General features: G+C 39.4%; 5 protein-coding genes. All 5 read left to right on the forward strand.

Annotation, left to right across the window (positions count from 1 at the left end; all coding sequences use genetic code 11):
* The first annotated feature begins 208 nt into the window (after positions 1 to 208).
* The 5 genes from MKY82_RS01610 (at position 209) to MKY82_RS01630 (ending at position 21,975) form a co-directional block, all read left to right on the forward strand.
* Positions 209 to 1,114: an ABC transporter ATP-binding protein gene (locus MKY82_RS01610; protein WP_220686908.1), complete on the forward strand. Its 906-nt coding sequence runs from the start codon at positions 209 to 211 to the stop codon at positions 1,112 to 1,114.
* Between the two features lie 26 nt (positions 1,115 to 1,140).
* Positions 1,141 to 1,884 (forward strand): ABC transporter permease, encoded by a 744-nt coding sequence (locus MKY82_RS01615; protein WP_220686907.1) that lies wholly within the window; start codon positions 1,141 to 1,143, stop codon positions 1,882 to 1,884.
* Between the two features lie 249 nt (positions 1,885 to 2,133).
* Positions 2,134 to 3,057 carry a sensor histidine kinase gene (locus tag MKY82_RS01620; protein ID WP_339295321.1) on the forward strand — a complete coding sequence of 308 codons (924 nt, stop codon included), beginning with the start codon at positions 2,134 to 2,136 and terminating at the stop codon, positions 3,055 to 3,057.
* Positions 3,058 to 3,663: a response regulator transcription factor gene (locus MKY82_RS01625; protein WP_339295322.1), complete on the forward strand. Its 606-nt coding sequence runs from the start codon at positions 3,058 to 3,060 to the stop codon at positions 3,661 to 3,663. It abuts the gene before it with no gap.
* 1,212 nt (positions 3,664 to 4,875) lie between these two features.
* Positions 4,876 to 21,975, forward strand: coding sequence for an amino acid adenylation domain-containing protein (locus tag MKY82_RS01630; RefSeq protein WP_339295323.1), 17,100 nt, complete (start codon positions 4,876 to 4,878; stop codon positions 21,973 to 21,975).
* Positions 21,976 to 21,983: the final 8 nt, after the last annotated feature.

The following is a 21,983-nucleotide window of genomic DNA, read 5'->3' on the forward strand; positions in this document are numbered from 1 at the left end:
GGTCAGGCTAGCGTCTTTAGGCGCAGTTTGGCAACAAGGGGTTATACCCCAAGAGCAAACCACCCGTTGGACGGGTGGTCATGATTTCTTTTTTCTGACATTTGTCATAACCGGCTTGTGACAACCCACACTAATTGGTTTTCGCGCTTTCTCAATATAATAAGGACATCAAGTAACGAAAGAAGAAATTAGCGGAGGTTAGGACAAAATGACAAAGGCGATTGAATGTATCAATCTAGTGAAGAAATTCGGCGACTACCGTGCCGTTGATCATATGAATCTATCTTTTGAGAAAGGTCAAATATCAGCACTGCTCGGACCGAATGGTGCAGGCAAGACAACAACCATTTCCATGATCCTCGGAATGATCAAGCCAACATCAGGAGAAGTCAGGGTCTTGGGGGTCCCGTCTGGCACAAAAGAATTACGGCAACGCGTCGGAGCGCTTTTGCAGGATGTGAAAGCAGCAGATGGACTTACGGTCAAAGAAGTGCTTCAATTGTTCCGCAGTTACTATCGTAATCCGATGTCGCTAGAGCGATTGTTAGACATTTCGGGTCTCCATGCGGATCAGAAACGACGTGCATCCTCCCTGTCTGGAGGACAACGCCGTAGATTAGCCTTCGCTCAGAGTTTGGCGGGAAATCCAGAGCTTCTCCTGCTTGATGAACCAACCGTCGGAATGGATATCGAGGCTCGTGGCCGCTTTTGGGACACCATCCAAGCACTGGCAAGTGACGGACGTACGGTGCTCTTAACTACACATCATTTAGACGAAGCTGATGCTGTCGCAGATCACATCGCAGTCATCGCTGGTGGACAGGTTGTTGCGGAAGGGACTCCGGAGCGTTTAAAGGCTCAAACAGCGCTTAGAGCCGTTTCATTTCGAGCGGCGAACGCGCCAGCCCAGCAGGAATGGCTCACATTACCTGGCGTTGAAAAGGCAGAATGCAACGGTGAGCGAATTCGTCTGTATGCTCAAGAGACCGATGTATTGTTATTTACACTGATGCAGTCTGAATGGGGAATATCGGATATTGATATACAATCCGCCAGCTTAGAAGATACATTCCGAAGTCTTACAGGCTCAAATAAACAAACAATTATACGATAATAAACATTTTCAGGAGGAAAATAGCCATGTTACATATGTTTATTGCCCAGACGAAAGCAGAAAGTATACGAATTATCCGCAGTCCATTTTTCTTGCTCTTCTCCATTGCGATGCCGCTTGCTTTTTACTTTTTATTTGCGAGTATGAATGGGGTAGATCAATCGATCCAATCGACAACTTGGGGTGTCTTTTCATTGATGTCGATGACGGCATTCAGTTTGATCGGTACAGCCGTATCTCAATTCGGTATCCGTCTATCGTTCGAGCATCAAGACGGGTGGGTACGCCTGTTGAAGTTGACTCCACTATCTCCTGCAGTCTGGATTGGCAGCAAAATTGTATCGCAAATGGCTGTTCACTTGATCGTCATTGTTGTTATCTTTTTATCTGCTGGCCTTGTTCATGATATACAATTGACAGCCGGGCAATGGATTTTATGCGGACTATGGTTATGGATCGGGAGCATATCTTTTCTGGCGCTTGGTGCCTTGTTAGGAACGCTTAAAAATGCGAATACCTCCGTTGCCATCGGAAATGTATTACAGATGGGACTCGCCATTGTAGGGGGGCTTTGGATGCCGCTTAGTACTTTGCCAAGTTGGATGGGCTCGGTCGGGGAATGGCTTCCATCTCACCGTTACGCCAATGGGGCATGGAATATGATCGCTGGACAAAATCCAGCAAGTATTGATTTCATAATTTTGACAGGATGCGGTCTCCTCTTTATGCTACTATCAATCTATATATATAATCGACGGGATGCGGTCTAATTGAATAGAGAAAAGTGGCGTCTCTTTCCAAAATCGGAAGGAGTCGCTCCTTATATTTTGTTAACCAATTTAATGATACCCTTGTACTTTTTACTCTATGAGCCATCAAGTATACAGTGGCTTGGCTTTGTTCTGTTAGGCCTATTCGTTCTATTGTTTCGACAATCCTACTTTAATTTAAAGTGGGCCACGCCAATATTGATGGTTCAGTTGGGTATACTTTTAATTTTAGCAGCTGTATTTCACCCTATGTATACGTTTATGGGTTTTATGATCGCTGCTCCGCTGAGCAAACAAAAGCTGCCGATATTACTCTCTATAACGATCGTTTTTACGGTAGCTATGGGATTTATCGCCGTTCCTTACTTGGACCGGATGGGCAGCCTAGTATGGATAGGGCTGGTGCCTATGTTTGGCATCTGTATTCTGCCGTATATTATTCGAACTTCGACCCGGTTTCAACAGAAGGCAGCGCGGCTGCGGGCAGAAACTGCTGAACGAATGGCACAGCAGGAGGAGCGCCAGCGGATCGCACGTGAATTACATGATACATTGGGACATACGCTGTCATTAATCGCACTAAAAGGCGAGGTCGTTGAGAAATTGGTCAATCGTTCTCCCGAGAGAGCGATAGCAGAGGCTCGTGAAATACGGGAAACGGCACGCGCAGCCTTGAAACAAATGAGAGAATTGGTTACGGAGATGAAAGTTACATATCTCGCTGACGAATATAAGCATGCTGTATCGTTATGTTCAGCTGCGGGTATACCGCTTATTTTTCAATATCAATCGATTTCCGATCCCAGACCTTCTAATGTTGGGACGGAAGACGCTTTAGTGAACAATCCGCTTCCGTTAACACCCTTGCAGGAGACGATTTTGGCGATGTGTTTTCGCGAGACGATTACAAATGTGGTTCGTCATAGCCGAGCAACAAGTTGCAGCGTTCTTCTCGACATTCAGGAAGGGGAAGTTCGTGTATCCGTAAGTGATGACGGTATTGGGGCAGATATGGATCAATTCTATACTAGCAGTAACGGCCTCGCCGGATTACGGCAGCGGTTGGTTATGATCGACGGTCGTATGTCGCTGTCTTCTTCCTTAGGCAAGGGGACGGAAGTCACCTTACATATACCTAGGGTAATACGAAATGAAAAGGTAGGTAGCGCTTAGATGATTCGTATTGTTTTGGCAGAAGATCAAAAGTTATTAAGGGGAGCACTGGCAACGTTACTCTCGTTAGAAGATGATATTGAAGTAGTCGGTCAAGCTGAAAATGGGGAAGAAGTGATGTCCATGATTCAGGAGTATGAACCGGATGTAGCTGTTCTGGATATTGAGATGCCACTGAAAACGGGGTTAGATATTGCGGAATGGGTTCAAAAAAATAAGTTGGGTTGTCGTGTCATCATCTTGACGACGTTCGCGCGTCCTGGATATTTCCAGCGGGCCATGCAGGCAGGAGTTTATGGTTATCTTCTCAAGGATACGGGCAGCGAGGAACTGGCTGATGCGATTCGTCGGGTCTATGATGGGAAACGCGTCATTAATTCAGAATTATCGCTCGCGGTATGGGATGATCCATGTCCATTATCACCCAGGGAGCGTGAAGTCATGAAGTTGGCTGCCCAAGGCTTAGTTCTTCAAGATATTGGAGCACAGCTGTTTCTATCCTATGGAACGGTACGGAACTATATGTCAGAGGCGATCGGGAAGCTCGGGGCGAATACACGGATCGAGGCGATCGATATCGCACGCAGCAAGGGATGGTTGGATTAGGGAGAGTTCCGAGGTATATGGAGGTAAGCGGATCACCCCACTCAAGGGATGATGCAGCCGGCCAAAGAAGAGATTTTCAAGAAATTTGGGATGAAATTAGAAAGGTTCCGTACCAACGAGAGCGGGGAAGGACAGAGGATTAGGGAGCTGTTAAGCTCTATGTTGTATAAGATGGAATGATTTAAATAGAGCTAATCATCACCGATTTTATTTTATTAGTTACAGGTTTACCTTTTAATGTTCGACCCCCTCGCCTCCATACATACAATTATAAATCCACAACCGACTAAGGCTGTGGATTTTTGCTTTTGTGACACTTGCAGCTTTACAATAAGCACGCCTTAAAGCTATATCCTTTTATACAGAGATAATAGTTCTATCTTATTGTATGGATAGCGACCCATAAAGCCTCTCAATATAATGAGGACAACAAGTAACGAAGAAGAAATTAGCGGAGGTTAGTACAAAATGACAAAGGCCATTGAATGTATAAATCTAGTGGAGAAATTTGGCGATTGCTGCGCCGTTGATCATATGAATCTATCATTTGAGAAAGGTCAAATAACAGTATTGGCAAGACAACAACCATTGTTTCCTGTTTTCTGAAGGCTAAAGGCGTTGGATTTAGACAACGCCCTTGGAAATTGAAAAAATTAAAGTTATTGTTGATATCATCATGCAATGGAATATAATAGAATTATAGATGATTATGTTGTATTTTGATATTAAAGGTGATTTGAATAATTAATTTGATTTGTTGTCATAAACAGGAAGATAATATGTCATAAATTGTATATTAAACCGATATATATGGTGTTGTTGCAGAAGGAGAAATCGTTGATTTTATAAGATGGTTGTATGATGTGAGCTAAGAGAGTGAGAGTGTATAAGGGGCATGAAAGGGGGGAATTGTCCAAACTATGAACATACCTACGGATTTAAAGGATTTCGTAAGAAATCAGGTAAGTAATAATCCAAGTGTGGCATTTGATTTTTTCAGAAAAAAGAATATGTAACAAAGACCTATCAAGAGTTTCAAGATGACATTATTAATTGAGGCTCTTTTTTTTATACCAATGTTTTGAAAAATAGCAAGATTTCCGTCATTGGCGAAAATAGTTATGAATGGATTGAGGCAAGATCAAGACGTTGCATCCATTGTAATAAAGATAATGTCGTAGCATAAAAACATAATTTCTTGGGAGGTAAAACATGAAATCTTTTACAAAATTAGTATTAGAGGATGGAGTTAATATAACACTCGACCAATTACTTGGAAATTATGCTAATGAGAAATCAAAGGGAGTTTACTTTACTCAATCCGATGGCTCTGATTTGTTTGAGTCTTATGAAAGTCTTTATCTTAATGCCAAATGCATCTTAGGGGCACTACAAAAGCAGGGATTTCAGAAGGGCTCTTATATTATCTTTCAGACAAACAATAATCTATTCTTTATAAGGTTGTTTTGGGGTTGTATTTTAGGAGGCATGATACCCGTCCCTCTGTCTATACCGCTAATTGCATCGCCTGACACTGAAGCCTTCAAAAAGTTAGTGAAAGTAAGCGAGCAGTTGTCGAATGCGTGGATAATTACTGATGAAAGAAATTTAAATACGTTTAGAGAAAGTTATGAAGCCATTAATTTGAAATATTTAGAGTATGAAACCTTAGCAAGAAATATGGAAGAGGGGCAATGCGTTGCAGTAGATTGTCAGGACTTAGCGTATATACAATATTCGTCTGGCAGCACAGGTAACCCTAAAGGAGTAAAATTAACACATGAAAATCTAGCTTATAATTTGGCACAGATAGTAGATCGTATGAAATTAGACAAAAATGATGTCATGGCTAGTTGGTTACCATTGACACATGATATGGGCTTGATCGGTTATCATTTAACTCCGATATTTGCGGGTATATCTCATTCCCTTCTAAATTCCGGTACATTTTTAAAGAAATCTTGGCTATATCTTCAAAAATGTGCGCAATTAAAAGCAACGGTGCTTGTAAGTCCAAATTTTGGATTAGACTGGATGATGAAGACTGTAAAGGATTCACATTTAGAACATATTGATTTATCTAGTGTGCGAAACATAATGTGTGGTGCAGAACCAATATCAATGGATACCATTAGACGATTTTATGAAAAATTTTCGTCTTCTGGCTTGCGTGAAAATACGATCCATCAAGTCTATGGTATGGCAGAAGCTAGTTTGGCTGTTACTATTCCTGAAGAAGGACATAATCGAAGTGTATGTATTAACCGTCATAAAGCTCGTATTGGACAAGAAGTGGAAGATTTAGAAACGAAGGAGCCAAATGCAGCAGAGTTTGCCATAGTAGGAGAACCATTACATGAATTAGAAATATTGATTGTAGATGATGAAGATCACATCTTAAAGGAAAATTACATAGGCAATATCGTGATCAAAGGGAAAAATGTATTTGAGGGATATATGAATCATGATAGTTCCCCTTTTAGTGAGCAGGGCTTCTTCCATACAGGAGATTTAGGGTTTTTACGCAATGGAGAACTAATTGTAATGGGTAGAAAAAAGGATATTCTGTTTGTAAATGGCCAGAATTATTATGCTAGTGATATAGAAAATATGTTAACATTGGCGATCCCACAATTGTCTCAAGTCGTTGTGTGTGGTGTACGCAATCCGTCATCTATCAGGGATGAAATTATAGTATTTGTACATAATCGACAAGATGCTAAGGTATTTTTGCCGCTTGCCCATCAAGTGCAGAATATGGTATTAGAACGGATTGGAATAGCTGCAGATTATGTAATTCCAATAAAAACGATACCGAAAACAACAAGTGGAAAGGTCCAACGATATCTTTTAATAGAGCGATTTGAGAATCATGAGTTTGATGATGTTATCGCAATAGCTCCATATTCTTATCAGAGTATCAAGGAATCCGCAAAGAAGCCAGCATGGAACAAAGCGGAGATTGAAAATCAAATCGTTGAAATTGCAAAAGAAGTATTCTCTATCCCTACTTTGAAAGTAGACGATACTATTTCTCGGATGGGAGTTAGTTCGTTAACTTTGATTCGTTTCCAGGATGAAATAAATCAACGATTTCAAGTTGAAATCCCTATCGTAAGCCTTTTCAAAATGTCTACCCTGGAACAAATAATTACGATTGTTGAGGAACAACTACAGGTAGAGGATGTCCGAACTTCTGAATTAACAGGGAATAAAGACATGTGGTATGAGCCGTTTCCGGTAACAGAAATACAAGGAGCCTATTTAGTTGGAAGACAAAATATTATGGAAATGGGCAATATCTCCACACATGCCTATTATGAGTTTGAAACAGAATTAGATATTAAACGCTTAAACGATGCATTGAATCATGTTTTAGAGCGTCAGCTTATGCTACGTACTATTTTTGATGATACAGGAATGCAAAAAGTTCGACGTTCTGCTTCTTCTTATGAGATTTGTATTGAAGATTTACAAGACCTGTCTTTAGAGGATCAACAAAAACGAATATTGGAAAAAAGAAATCGTAGGTCACATTTTGTTTTTCAACAAGATCATTGGCCATTATTTGAGTTGTCTGCATTTATTCTTGGTGAGAAGAAAAATTACCTCTTCCTGGATATTGACCTATTAATTGCTGATGGCGGCAGTTTATTAATTTTAATACAAGAGATCATGGATTATTATGAGAAACCGAATATGGAGATTGAACCTTTAACATTTCAATTTTCAGATTATGTAAGGGCATTGGAGAGCTTTCGTGAATCTTCCGCCTGTCAAAGAGCTCAAGATTATTGGCAAGCCAAAATAGAGGATTTTCCATATGCCCCTCAGCTACCATTCGTTTGTGAGCCAGAATCCATAGAGAGACCAACATTTCAGCGAATGGAGAAGAGTCTGACAACTGATAAATGGAATATTGTGAAAGGCTTAGCAACTCAGTATGGTGTAACACCATCTGTATTCTTATGTACAATTTATGCGGAAGTTTTGGGCAAATGGAGCAATCAATCCAGAATGGCACTTAATTTAACATTATTTAATCGACAGTCCTTTCATCCAGACGTAATGAAGTTGATTGGAGATTTTACGTCAGTTTTACTGTTAGATATTGATTTGTCTGTTCATAGTGCTTTTTGGGAGAGAGCATCTATGGTTCAAGATCTATTATTTGAAGCCGTAGATCATCGTTTTTATAGTGGTGTTGATGTTATACGAAATATTGCAAGTAAGAGAGAAATGACTAGTAAAGCGATTATGCCAATTGTATTCACTAGTATGTTATTCGATAAATCGGAATTTACAGATACTTTGACGAAATTAGGAGAAATAAAATACGGAATAAGCCAGACCCCTCAAGTATTCTTAGATTTCCAAGTCACGGAAAGAGACGGACAATTAATGATGACTTGGGATTATGCGAAAGATTTGTTTGATGAAGATATGATCAGTGCTATGTTTGAAACGTATCAACTTCGATTGCAGCAAGTTATAGACCATAATCTTTCATCTATCCCGCTGCCTGTAACACAGTATCAACTACTGCTTGATTACAATCGTACACAAGGAGATTATGAAGGAGATTTACTGCAAAGATTAATAGACCAGCAATGCCAGAAGACGCCAGATGCGATTGCAGTCAAATTAGGACAGGATACATTGACCTATGGCGAGTTGGCGAGAAAATCCAATCAGGTCGCTCGCTATTTAGCAGAACAAAACTATGCGCACAATTCTTATATTGGCGTTTGGGCAGAGAGACGAATCGAGACCATTGTAAATACGGTGGCTATTTTAAAAGCCGGCCATGCTTATATTCCTGTGAATCCGGAACATCCTGAGGAAAGAATAGAATATATCGTGGAACATAGTGATATCAAGCTCATGATTCATCCGGATTTATATGAAAAAGAGAACCTGTCCACCTACAACGATGGAGCCTTAGATCTGTTAGAAGGCTGTGAGCAGGATAAAGCCTATGCTATCTATACTTCAGGAAGTACGGGACAGCCTAAGGGTGTTGTGATCACCCATGAAGCAGTCGTGAATACATTATTAGATATTAATGAGAAATTCAAAGTAGGCAGCGAGGATAAAATCATTGCCCTATCATCGATGAGCTTTGATTTATCTGTCTATGATATTTTTGGAGCACTCATTAGTGGAGCCCAGTTAGTATTAATTCCGGATCTTTTAGATATGAGTAGCATTCATCAGATCATGATCGAAGAAGAAATCACGATATGGAATTCGGTTCCGGCAATTATGGATATGTATCTGGAAAGCACAAAACAAGATACGGTGCATAGCACTTCAGCAGAGCGCTTACGTATTGTGATGCTAAGTGGAGACTGGATTTCTCTTGGTTTGCCGGAGAAAATCAAAACAAGAATGCCAAAAGCACAAGTCATCGGGTTAGGTGGAGCAACGGAAGGCTCTATATGGTCCATCTATTTCCCAATCATAGAAGTGAAGCCAGAGTGGAAAAGTATCCCTTATGGATATCCGTTGAAAAATCAACAAATTTACGTACTGGATGAATGTGGAGAAGAATGTCCAGTAGGCGTTCCAGGAGAACTGCATATTGGTGGAAAAGGAGTCGCCGTAGGCTATCTCAATGAAGAAGAGAAGACGAAGGCTGCCTTTATCAACCATAGATTCGGGTATCTGTACAAAACAGGTGATTATGGTGTCATGCGTGCGGAAGGATATGTAGACTTCCTTGGAAGAAAAGATAGTCAAGTTAAGATACGTGGGCATCGTGTCGAACTAGGAGAAATAGAACACTGTATCCATCATTTGCCCAAAATTCGCCAGTCCGTAGTCGCTGATTATAGTGATTCCCATGGAGAGAAGCAGCTGTGTGGGTACATTGTTGCCGATGAGATAATTGAATCGACAGAAATAAAAAGAGAGTTAGCGAAATATCTACCTGATTATATGGTCCCGGCACAATTCATACAGGTAGATGAGATTCCACTATCTGCAAATGGTAAAGTAGATCGTAAATTATTGCCGAATCCAGAAAAGTGTATTGAAGAAAGTAAGATGATAAGGGATTATGAGGCACCAAAGACCCAGACGGAGAAATTGGTAGTAGAGGCATTTGAATATGTACTTGGTATGGAAAGAGTAAGCGTAAACGACAATTTCTTTGATTTGGGTGGGGACTCCATCAAGGCTATCCATATTCTAAACAAGATAAGAGAAGCTGGATACGATATCTCCATGCGAAATCTTTTGATGGAGAGAACACCAAAGCTAATAGCCATGAATTTATCCACAAAAAAAGAAATTATACCTGCGGAGCAAGGAGAAATAAGTGGTGAAATTTCACTGACACCAATTCAAAACTACTTCTTCGCACAAAATATGATGGATCCTGAACATTTTAATGTATGCCAAGTGTTTAAGGTTCGTGAAAAGCTAAATGCCATGGCACTACAAAAAGCTTTATCTGCGTTAGTGCAGCATCATGATATGTTGAGAGCTACGTACAAAGATAAGAAACAGGTTATAGGGAAAGTAGAAGATAAGAAATGGTACGGCTTTACAACAATAGCATGTGAATCTGAAGAGATTCAGGAAAAAATTAAGTCAACGAAAGTAAAGATGGATTTGGCGGAAGGACCATTATTGCAGGCTGTTGTATTTAGTACGCCGGAGCAAGATTATATGATGTTGCTAGCTCATCATATGATAATGGATGTGATTTCCTGGCGAATTTTAAGTGAGGATCTGGAGAAGGGCTACTCTCAAGCTTTGAATCAGAAAGAGATAACATTACCAGCTAAAACCGTTTCCTTTAAAGTATGGAGCGAAGGATTAGCTCATTACAGCCAGAGTGAAAAGTTAAAGAGAAGGGTAGCTTACTGGTCAGAAATAGAAAATAAATTGGTTGATGGTAAGTTAAAAGAAGATAGCACTGACCATGAATTCGAACCAAAGACAGCCGTGGCATGTCTTAATGCCACGATCACAGAAAAGTTATTAAAAGAAAGTGCACATGCTTATAATACAGAGATTAATGACTTGCTTGTAGCAGCACTAGGACGTGCGGTAAACAAAGTAACAGGTCAGAGAACGCTTGCTATACAGATGGAAGGACATGGTCGTGAAGAAACAGTAGGGTCTTTTGATTTAGGTAGGACAATAGGATGGTTCACTAGTATATATCCCGTAGTTTTAGAAGAGTTAGGCACTAATATTGCTCAGGATATTCGAAATACGAAAGAGAACCTACGACGTGTGCCAGCACATGGAATTGATTATGGCCTCATAAAGTATGCAGACATGGTTAATTCAGAAGGAATGGATGTGGAAGTGGCACCAGATATATCATTTAACTATCTTGGAGAACTAGAAACAAAGAAAGGATCTGGCGATCCAAATTTTGAGTTTTCACAACTGGGTTATGGACAGGATACGGATCCTCGCAATCAATTTGGACCATCCATTAACGTCATAGGTCATGTGCAAAATGGTAGTTTATCTATGACAGTAACCTGCAACAGCAGTCGTTATTTAGCTGAGAGAATTGAGCAAATAGGAAAAGCATATGAAGAAGAACTGATAGCGGTCGCAGAACATTGCTCCCATGCACAGAAGAGTGAGTCAACGGCAAGTGATTTTGGTGAGAGGGTATGGAAAGATAGCGAATTTTGTTATGTACAGGAAGCTGCCAAAAACCGCGGCGAAGAAATTCAACGTATCTATCCATTGGCTCCTGTGCAAGAGGGAATGCTCTATGAGAAGCTTTTGGATGAATCCTCTACGAAGTATGTTGTTCAGCAGACGTTGCGATTGACGGAAGTAGATGTAGAGAAGATGCACAAGGCTTTTGAATATCTAGCAACACAGCATGATATTTTACGTACAAAGATCTGTTATCGGGAAGTAAGTGTACCAAGACAAGTTGTATTGAAAGAAAGAATGCCGGAATTTAATTATATGGAAGTAGATAATGAATCTGATTATCTTGATTTAAAGGAACAAGATGTAAAACGTGGATTTGATTTGGAAGAAGATACACTACTTCGTATGAATTTGATAAAAATAAAGAACAGTGGTTATCGGTTGATCATGACGAACCATCATATTATTTTAGATGGTTGGTGTTTGCCAATTTTGCGTAAAGAATTATTTAGTGCGTATATGGCAACAGATGAAGAACAATTAAAAATACTTAATCAGGCTGCTTCTAATAAAATTGGGAGCTATGAAAAATTTGTAGATTATATCAATGAAAAAGATAAAGAGCCGAGCCTTAAATATTGGGAAGACCTTCTTCAAGGATATGAGACAAGGGCTGAAATTTTACCTATGGGTCGTCCAGAAGAAACAGAAGAAGAGAGTCAGAGTCAAGAGTTTAAGTTAAGCTTGGAGGTAACCGAACAAGCAGAAGCGATATGTGCCAAGTATGATGTAACATTGAACACGCTAGTAGAAGCTTGTTGGGGCGTTTTATTGGAAAAATACAACTCAACCAATGATGTCGTTTTTGGAAAAGTTGTATCTGGTAGAAATGCAGAGATTGAAGGTATTGAAGAAATCGTTGGTTTATTTATCAATACCATACCCGTACGTATATCGACAACAAACGAAGACACATTCGCTGATTTGTTGAAATCATTACAGAGCCAGGCAATTGCTGCAAATGAACACGATTTTCTTCCTTTAGCAGAAATACAGAATCATACTTTATTAGGAAGGAATCTAATTGGAACCTTATTCTTCTTTGAGGGCTATCAAGGAACAAGTATAAATATTGATGGCAAATTAAATGTGGAATCTGAATATTACCGTGAACAAATCGGGTATGACTTGGGAATGACAGCATTTAAGAGTGATCGTCTCCATTTTAGAATTCTATTCAGTACAAAGGTATATAACAAGGAAGAAATAAACATTATTGGTTCCCATTTGCAAAGACTTATGGAACAAGCCATTGCAGCACCACAGACGAAATTAAAAGAATTGGGCATGACAAATGAAGCAGAAGAAAAGATTCAATTAGTACAGTTTAACGCAACGGGTAGTGACTATCCAAGAGACAAGACCATTGTCCAATTATTTGAAGAACAAGTAGCAAGAACACCCCATAATACAGCAGTAGTATGCGGGAATGAGCAATTGAGTTACGCTGAATTAAATGCTCGTGCCAATAAACTTGCATTAAAGTTACGACGAGAATATCATATTCAGCCTGATGATTTTGTTGCCATTATTGCAGAAAGAAGTTTAGAGATGGTGGTCGGATTGTATGCCATCCTAAAGTCGGGTGCAGCATATGTGCCAATCGACCCGTCTTATCCAGAAGAACGCATCGAGTATATATTGGAAGATAGCCAACCGAAAGCGGTTTTAATTGGTCATGGAAAGTATAATATTTCTCCTGAAAAGGCTGTAGACTTATATAGTGCAAGCAATTATGAGGAAGGTGCAGAGAATCCAGAACATGTGAATACTCCTCATGATCTTATTTATCTGGTTTATACATCGGGTACAACAGGAAAACCAAAAGGGGTTATGGTAGAGCATCAGCATATAGTCAATCAGCAGATGTGGACACAAAGAGAATATCCATTGCACGAGGGAGAATCCCTTTTAATGAAGACCACTTGTGCCTTTGATGTTTTTGCCTGGGAAGTATTTTGGTGGATGCTAGAGGGTGGTAAACTTGTTATTTTGCAACAAGGAGAAGAAAGTCAAAGTGATAAAATCATCAAGGTAATTCAGGATTATCAAGTAAATGCAATCCAGTTCGTTCCTTCCATGTTCAATATGTTCTTAGATGAATTAGATATGAGCAAAGAGGAAATCAATACGCTACGTTATATCATTAATATTGGTGAGAAACTGAATGCAGAAAGTGTGAGACATTATAATCAATTAAGGGAAAAAGGACAAGTAAGAGCAGAACTACTGAATCTCTATGGTCCAGCAGAAACTACAGTTAATTCCAGTGGATATCATTGTCCAGCAGGCTTAGATGTAGACAAAGTATTAATTGGTAAGCCTATTAGTAATACACAAATTTATATATTATCAAATGAAAAAATAGCTGGAATAGGTGTACCAGGGGAATTATGTATTGCAGGAGAAAGTGTGTCGCGTGGCTACTTAAATCGTGAAGAATTGACAGCACAGAAATTTATTAAAAATCCTTTTGGTTCAGGAATGATGTATAAAACAGGTGATCTGGCACGGTGGATACCGGATGGAAATATTGAGTACCTTGGCCGTATTGATGATCAGGTTAAGATAAGAGGTTTCAGAATCGAACCAGGAGAAATTGAAAGTGCTTTGATGGAACTCGAAGGAGTTAGTGGAGCAGCCGTTGTAGTACGCCAAGACAAGCAAGGAGAAAAATATCTGTGTGCTTATGTAGTCGTTCAGACAGAAGTGGAAAAATTAGACGAAGATACAATCAAGAGTGAATTACGCAAGAAGTTACCAGACTATATGGTTCCTTTATATATGATTCGAATTGATCAAATTCCATTAAGTCATAATGGAAAGCTGGACAAAGCCGCACTACCAGAACCAGAATACAAGTCTAAGGAATATGCAGCACCAACAAATAGAGAAGAGAAGTTAGTAGTTGAAGCATTTGAGAAAATCCTTGGAATAACAGAAATTAGTGTCCATGATAGCTTTTTTGACTTGGGTGGTCATTCACTGAAAGTTACATTATTGTGTAATGAATTAGAAAAGACGATCGGTATAAAGCTGCAGCTTAGTGAAATATTTGCTTTATCTACACCAAAACGTATTGCAGAAAGAATTGGAAGTTTGCAATATGATAGTTTTTCGGAAATACCGAAAATAGCTAAAGCAGAGTTCTATCCTATGAGTTCTGTTCAAAAGCGACTGTATCTTCTCAATGAGATAGTAGGTCCTAGTATTTCCTATAACATTTCGAATGTCATAAAATATGAAAACACTCTGGATAAAGAGCAGCTGCAGAGAGCATTAGATAAACTCTTAGAGAGAGAAGAAGTATTGAGAACCAGCTTCCATCTTATTAATGGGGAGCCAGTTCAAGTGATTCAACCAGATGCGAGAGTAGTATTAGAATACAAAGAAGCAGATACACTAGATATTCAAGATGAATATGATCGTTTTGTTCGCCCATTTGATTTATCCAAAGCACCTTTGATGCGGGTTAAGTTACTACAGGCGCCACAAGCTTCATACTTGATGCTGGATATTCATCATATTGTTTCTGATGGAGAAAGTCTGCCTATTATGATGAACTGGATAAGCGAGTTATATGAAGGAAATACTTTACCAATGCCAAGGGTTCATTATAAAGATTTCTCTGCTTGGCAAATGACTCAGGATATTACGAAGCAGGCGGCATATTGGAAGAACGAGTTCTCAGGCGAAATTCCAATACTCAATTTGAATACAGATTTCCAACGTCCTAAGAAAAAGAGCTTCAATGGTGCCGACGTAAAAACCAAGATTGAAGAACCAGTTTTTATGGAAATAAAAGAATTAGCGAAGAAGCATGGTGCTACGGAATTCATGATTATGTTATCAACCTTTATGCTTCTATTGAGCAAGTACAGTCAACAGGAAGAAATAGTAGTCGGAACTCCTGTATCAGGCAGAACCCACGTTGATACACAAGACATGCTGGGGATGTTTGTAAACTCCTTGGCGATCAAAGGAAAAGTGAAACAAGAGGAGAGTTTTGAACAAGTATTGCTAGGAGTAAAAGAAAAATGTCTTCATGCGTACGATAATCAGGACTATCAATATGAAGACTTGGTTGAGGCAGTAGATGTAAAGAGAGATTTATCAAGAAATCCATTATTTGATGTAATGTTTATGATGCCAGAGAGTGATATTATGTCTGGTTCAAAGAGCATTATGAGTGGAACATGGGTACCAATGGAAGGAAAAGTAGCTAAGTTTGATCTGAATTTAATGGTAATACACACATCAGAGGGTTATGTGGTCAATTTAGAGTATTCTACAGATTTATTTAAACAGGAAACGATAAAGCAAATGTTGGATGATTATGTTTCATTACTTTCGGAAGTTATAAAGCATCCAGAAGATCGTTTGCAAAAGCTACTTAAGAGAGAGGACGTTAAGAAAGAGGAAAAAGATTCGACCCAAGCAGAGCTTGATCATCGTGCCAATCATCTGGCGCAGCAAGTTTCAGATTTAATGCAAGCATTACATCAAAGAGATCAAGCTTATTGGAAGAGCAAAGTAGAAGATTTCCCACATGCGCCACAGTTACCGCTTCTTTTTAACGGGAATGCTGTAAACAACGCAACAGTGAAACGTTTAGAAACGAGAATTTCTGCGAAAGACTGGGCGATTGTGAGAAGCAAAGCTTTGGATAACAGAATTGCACCATCTGCGCTATTGTGCACAATATATGCGGAAGTTCTATTTAAATGGAGCAATCAAACCAATATGGCACTTAGCTTAAATCTGTTTAGTAATCAGCCTTTTCATCAAGATGGAATGTCTCTGATGAGGGATTTTGTATCAAAATTGTTGTTAGATATCGATTTATCATCTCACAGACCATTTTGGGAAAGAACTACTGAGATACAGAATCGGTTATTTGAAGCGTTAGACCACAGATTTTACAGTGGGGTTGATTTCCTACGTGATCTGGCTGAAAACCGCGGTCAAACAGATCAAGCTATAATGCCAATTATATTTACGAGTATGCTTCGTGACGAAGCGGATTCTTTCAATGCCAGTATAGGCAGTAGGGGAGAATTGAAATACGGAATAAGCCAGACCCCTGAAGTATTTTTGGACTTCCAAGTTGCGGAAAGCGACGGACAATTAATGATGACTTGGGATTATGTGAAAGATTTGTTTGACGAAGATATGATCAGTGCCATGTTTGAAACGTATCAACTTCGCTTACAGCAAGTTATAGACCATAATCTTTCATCTATGCCGTTGCCTGTAACACAGTCTGAACTACTGCTTGATTACAATCGTACACAAGGAGACTATGAAGGGGATTTACTGCAAAGATTAATAGACCGGCAATGCCAGAAGACGCCAGATGCGATTGCAGTCAAATTAGGACAGGATACATTGACCTATGGCGAGTTGGCGAGAAAATCCAATCAGGTCGCTCGCTATTTAGCAGAGCAAAACTATGCGCACAATTCTTATATTGGCGTTTGGGCAGAGAGACGAATCGAGACCATTGTAAATACGGTGGCTATTTTAAAAGCCGGCCATGCTTATATTCCTGTGAATCCGGAACATCCTGAGGAAAGAATAGAATATATCGTGGAGCATAGTGATATCAAGCTCATGATTCATCCGGATTTATATGAAAAAGAGAACCTTTCCACCTATAACGATGGCGCCTTGGAATCGGTAGAAGACTGCCAGCAGGATAAAGCCTATGCTATCTATACGTCAGGAAGTACGGGACATCCTAAGGGTGTTGTGATCACCCATGAGGCAGTCGTGAATACACTATTAGATATTAATGAGAGATTCAAAGTAGGCAGCGAAGATAAAATCATTGCCCTATCATCGATGAGCTTTGATTTATCTGTCTATGATATTTTTGGAGCACTCATTAGCGGAGCCCAGTTAGTATTAATTCCAGATCTCTTAGATGTGGCCAGCATTCATCAGATCATGATCGAAGAAGAAATCACGATATGGAATTCGGTTCCGGCCATTATGGATATGTATTTGGAGAATACAAAACAAGATACATTGCAGAGATCTACAGCAGAACGATTACGTATTGTGATGCTAAGTGGAGACTGGATTTCTCTTGGTTTGCCGGAGAAAATCAAAACAAGAATGCCAAAAGCACAAGTCATCGGGTTAGGTGGAGCAACGGAAGGCTCTATATGGTCCATCTATTTCCCAATCACAGAAGTGAAGCCAGAGTGGAAAAGTATCCCTTATGGATATCCGTTGAAAAATCAACAAATTTACGTACTGGATGAATGTGGAGAAGAATGCCCGGTAGGCGTTCCAGGAGAACTGCATATTGGTGGAAAAGGAGTCGCCGTAGGCTATCTCAATGAAGAAGAGAAGACGAAGGCTGCCTTTATCAACCATAGATTCGGGTATCTGTACAAAACAGGTGATTATGGTGTCATGCGTGCGGAAGGATATGTAGACTTCCTTGGAAGAAAAGATAGTCAAGTTAAGATACGTGGGCATCGTGTCGAACTAGGAGAAATAGAACACTGTATCCATCATTTGCCCAAAATTCGCCAGTCCGTAGTCGCTGATTATAGTGATTCCCATGGAGAGAAGCAGCTGTGTGGGTACATTGTTGCCGATGAGACAATTGAATCGACAGAAATAAAAAGAGAGTTAGCGAAATATCTACCTGATTATATGGTCCCGGCACAATTCATACAGGTAGATGAGATTCCACTATCTGCAAATGGTAAAGTGGATCGTAAATTATTGCCGAATCCAGAAAAGTGTATTGAAGAAAGTAAGATGATAAGGGATTATGAGGCACCAAAGACCCAGACGGAGAAATTGGTAGTAGAGGCATTTGAATATGTGCTTGGTATGGAAAGAGTAAGCGTAAATGACAATTTCTTTGATCTGGGTGGATACTCGCTTAATGTAATCCGGCTGTGTAATGAATTAGAGAAGAGTACAGGGGTAAGGCTGCAACTTAGAGAAATTTTTGATTTAGTTACACCGAAGAATATTGCAGAAACAATTAAAAACTCAAAGGTAAATACGTATGAAGAAATACCAGAAATAGCAGAAGCAGAAAGCTATTCTATAAGCTCAGCTCAAAAGAGACTTTATCTTCTAGACCAACTAACAGGTCCTGGTACAACTTATAATATTCCTTTAGTCATCAAGCTTAAAGTTAAACCAGACAATGAGCGGCTTCAGAGAGCATTGGATCAATTAGTAGAGCAAGAGGGAATTTTGAGGACAAGTTTCCATATAGTGAATGGTGAGCCAATTCAAAAAATTTCTTCAGATGCAAGAATTGTGCTGGAGCACAGTGAAGTAAATACAGCAGATTCACAATATATCCAAGCTGAATATAATACTTTCGTCCAACCATTTGACCTGTCAAAATCACCACTAATGCGTGCAAAAATACTGGATACTCCAAATGATTCATACTTACTTTTGGATATTCACCATATTTTGTGTGACGCAGAAAGCATGCCGATTATGCTCTACAAAATACAAGAGTTATATGAAGGAAGAGATTTGTTCATACCACGAGTACAGTATAAAGACTTTTGTGTTTGGCAAAATGCTAGAGATATAACAGAACAGGCAGCGTACTGGAAGAAAGAATTTTCTGGTGATATACCAGTCCTGGATTTAATCATGGATTATCCACGCCCTCATAAACAAAGCTTTAGAGGTGCTAATTTCCGAACACAGGTAGAAGAAAACACGAGTATTCAAGTAAAAGAGTTAGCGAAAAAGTATGGTGCAACTGAGTTTATGGTTTTGTTATCCATCTTTTTCTCCATGTTAGGAAAATACAGTCGACAGGAAGAAATTATAGTAGGAACTCCAATATCGGGACGAAGCCATACGGATACCCAAAATATGTTGGGCATGTTTGTAAACACTCTGGCAATCAAAGGGAATGTCTCCTCCGATGATTCATTTGAGGATGTATTATTAGGTATAAAAGAGAAATGTTTACAGGCATACGATAACAAGGATTATCAGTTCGAAGATTTGGTTGAAGCCGTGGGAGTAAAGAGAGATTACTCAAGAAACCCAGTATTCGATGTGATGTTTGTATTGCAGGACGATGAGAAAGAGAATTATTCGGATCGAATTCAATTTGGAACGAGGGAATCCGTTGAAGGGAGTATTTCTAAATTTGATCTTACCTTAACCATGATAAGTGATTCAGAAGGCTATAAGATTGATTTTGAATATTCTACGGACTTATTCAAACCAGAAACGATCGAGTACATGGCACAACACTTCTTAACACTAATTGAACGAGTTTTAATGTCTCCGGAAAAGAAGCTGCAGGATATTGCCATGGTCGATATGAACGAAGAAGCAAAAATATTGGATGAGTTCAATATGACGGATGCAGAATACCCTCATAATAAGACGATTGTGCAGTTACTTGAAGAGCAGGCTGCCAGAATACCTAATAGTACAGCAATTACATTTAATGGACAACAGCTGACCTATGCACAATTAAATGAACGGGCGAATGCTCTGGCAAGAAAACTTCGAAAGGACTATAACATTCAACCAAACGATTTTGTGGTTATCTCAACAGAAAAAAGTTTGGAGATGGTGGTGGGCATATACGCTATTTTAAAGGCTGGGGCAGCTTATGTACCCGTTGATCCATCTTATCCAGAGGAAAGAATTAATTATATCATTAATGACTGTAAACCAAGGGTAGTATTATGCGGTACAAAAGAACCTGAAGCTGACATTCCTATCATGAATCTTCATGATGAGGCAAATTATACAATGGAATGCAGTAACCTTGTCCATGTAAATCAATCAAGTGATTTGATGTATGTTATTTATACCTCTGGTACGACTGGCAGGCCAAAGGGTGTTATGGTTCAGCATGTAAATGTAGTGCGATTACTTAAGAATGACAAGTTTAAGCTTGATTTATATGAAAATGATATTTGGGTTCAATTCCATTCTTATTGTTTTGATGTTTCGGTTTGGGAAATATTCGGAAGCCTATTGAATGGAGCAAAGCTTGTAATTCCTTCTGAAGATACGGTAAAAGATGGATATGCATTTGGAGAGCTGTTGCAAAAAGAAGCGGTAACAATCTTATGCCAGGTACCTTCGCCATTTTATGCGCTGATCGATGCAACGACAGGACAAACAATAAATAGTTTACGATATGTTATTTTTGCAGGAGAGGCACTTTATCCAGCACATTTGAAGAAATGGCATGAGAACAATAGGCATTGTCGTCTGGTTAATATGTACGGGCCTACAGAAACCACGGTATACGCTACTTATCGCGATATTGATGCTGAAGCCATTGAGAGAGGAATTAGCGACATAGGAAAGCCACTTCCAACATTAAAGATTTATATCTTAAATGGAAATGAGCTTTGTGGAATTGGAGTTCCAGGTGAGTTATGTATAACGGGTGAGGGTGTATCTCAAGGATATTTAAATCGACAAGACCTGACAGACGAGAAGTTTGTACACAACCCATTTGGAGCCGGGAAGATGTATCGGACAGGTGATTTGGCACGTTGGTTACCTAACGGAAACATTGAGTATATTGGACGTATGGATGACCAAGCAAAAATTAGAGGATATCGTATTGAACCAAGAGAAGTAGAAAGCCGTTTATTGGAGCTTGAAGGGATAAGTGAAGCTGTAGTAGTAGTGCGAGAAGACAAAAAGAAAGAGAAATTTTTGTGTGCCTATATAATAGCTGAGACAGAAATAGAAGAAAGGAATGTAAAGATTAAGTTAAATAAAGTATTGCCAGATTACATGGTGCCTGCACATATTATTTCAATTGATGCGATTCCACTGACAAGTAATGGGAAACTTGACAAAGCCTCATTACCACAGCCGCAGTATAAGTCAAAGGAATATATTGCACCACGAAATGAATATGAAACTCTGATCGTACAGGCATTTGAGCACATCCTGGATATTGAAAATATCAGTGTAACTGATAATTTCTTTGATCTAGGGGGATCGTCACTGAAAGCAGTGCTCTTGTGTAATGAATTGGAGAAAGCTATAGGAGTAAGACTGTCAATTAGAGATATTTTTACTTTTGGTACGCCTGAGCAGATAGCGGAAAATATGGGGTCGATAGAGAACGAGATGTTTGTGGCAATAGAACAAGCTTCAGCAGCTGAATACTACCCTACAAGTTCAGCTCAGAAACGACTCTATCTTCTGGACGAGATGACCGGACCTAACATTAACTACAACGTATCGGATGTCTATGCCTACGAAGAACCGCTGGATAAAGAAAGATTACAGAAAGCTTTGGATAAGCTGTTACAGCAAGAAGAGATACTGCGAACTAGTTTCCATGTTGTGGACGGTGAACCCATTCAAACGATTTCTCCAGACGCAAGGGTTTTATTAGACTACAGCGAAGTGGACGCAATAGATGTACAAACAGAATACGATAAATTTATACAACCATTTAATTTATCCGAAGCACCGTTGATGCGTGTGAAATTAATGAAGACAACAACGGCTTCCTATCTATTTGTTGATATTCATCACATTATATGTGATGGAGAAAGCCTGCCAGTTATACTGCATCAGGTGAACGAATTTTATGAAAATGATGAAACTGATCATGAATAAGAGGAGAA

Origin of the sequence: Paenibacillus sp. FSL W7-1279 (assembly GCF_037969845.1) — a bacterium.
In the GTDB taxonomy this organism is placed as follows: domain Bacteria; phylum Bacillota; class Bacilli; order Paenibacillales; family Paenibacillaceae; genus Paenibacillus_AQ.

What these genes read in the sequence shown, in the direction of transcription:
- MKY82_RS01610 (WP_220686908.1), top strand. Translation starts at nt 209, where the DNA reads ATGACAAAGGCGATTGAATGTATCAATCTAGTGAAGAAATTCGGCGAC.
- MKY82_RS01615 (WP_220686907.1), top strand. Translation starts at nt 1,141, where the DNA reads ATGTTACATATGTTTATTGCCCAGACGAAAGCAGAAAGTATACGAATT.
- MKY82_RS01620 (WP_339295321.1), top strand. Translation starts at nt 2,134, where the DNA reads ATGTATACGTTTATGGGTTTTATGATCGCTGCTCCGCTGAGCAAACAA.
- MKY82_RS01625 (WP_339295322.1), top strand. Translation starts at nt 3,058, where the DNA reads ATGATTCGTATTGTTTTGGCAGAAGATCAAAAGTTATTAAGGGGAGCA.
- MKY82_RS01630 (WP_339295323.1), top strand. Translation starts at nt 4,876, where the DNA reads ATGAAATCTTTTACAAAATTAGTATTAGAGGATGGAGTTAATATAACA.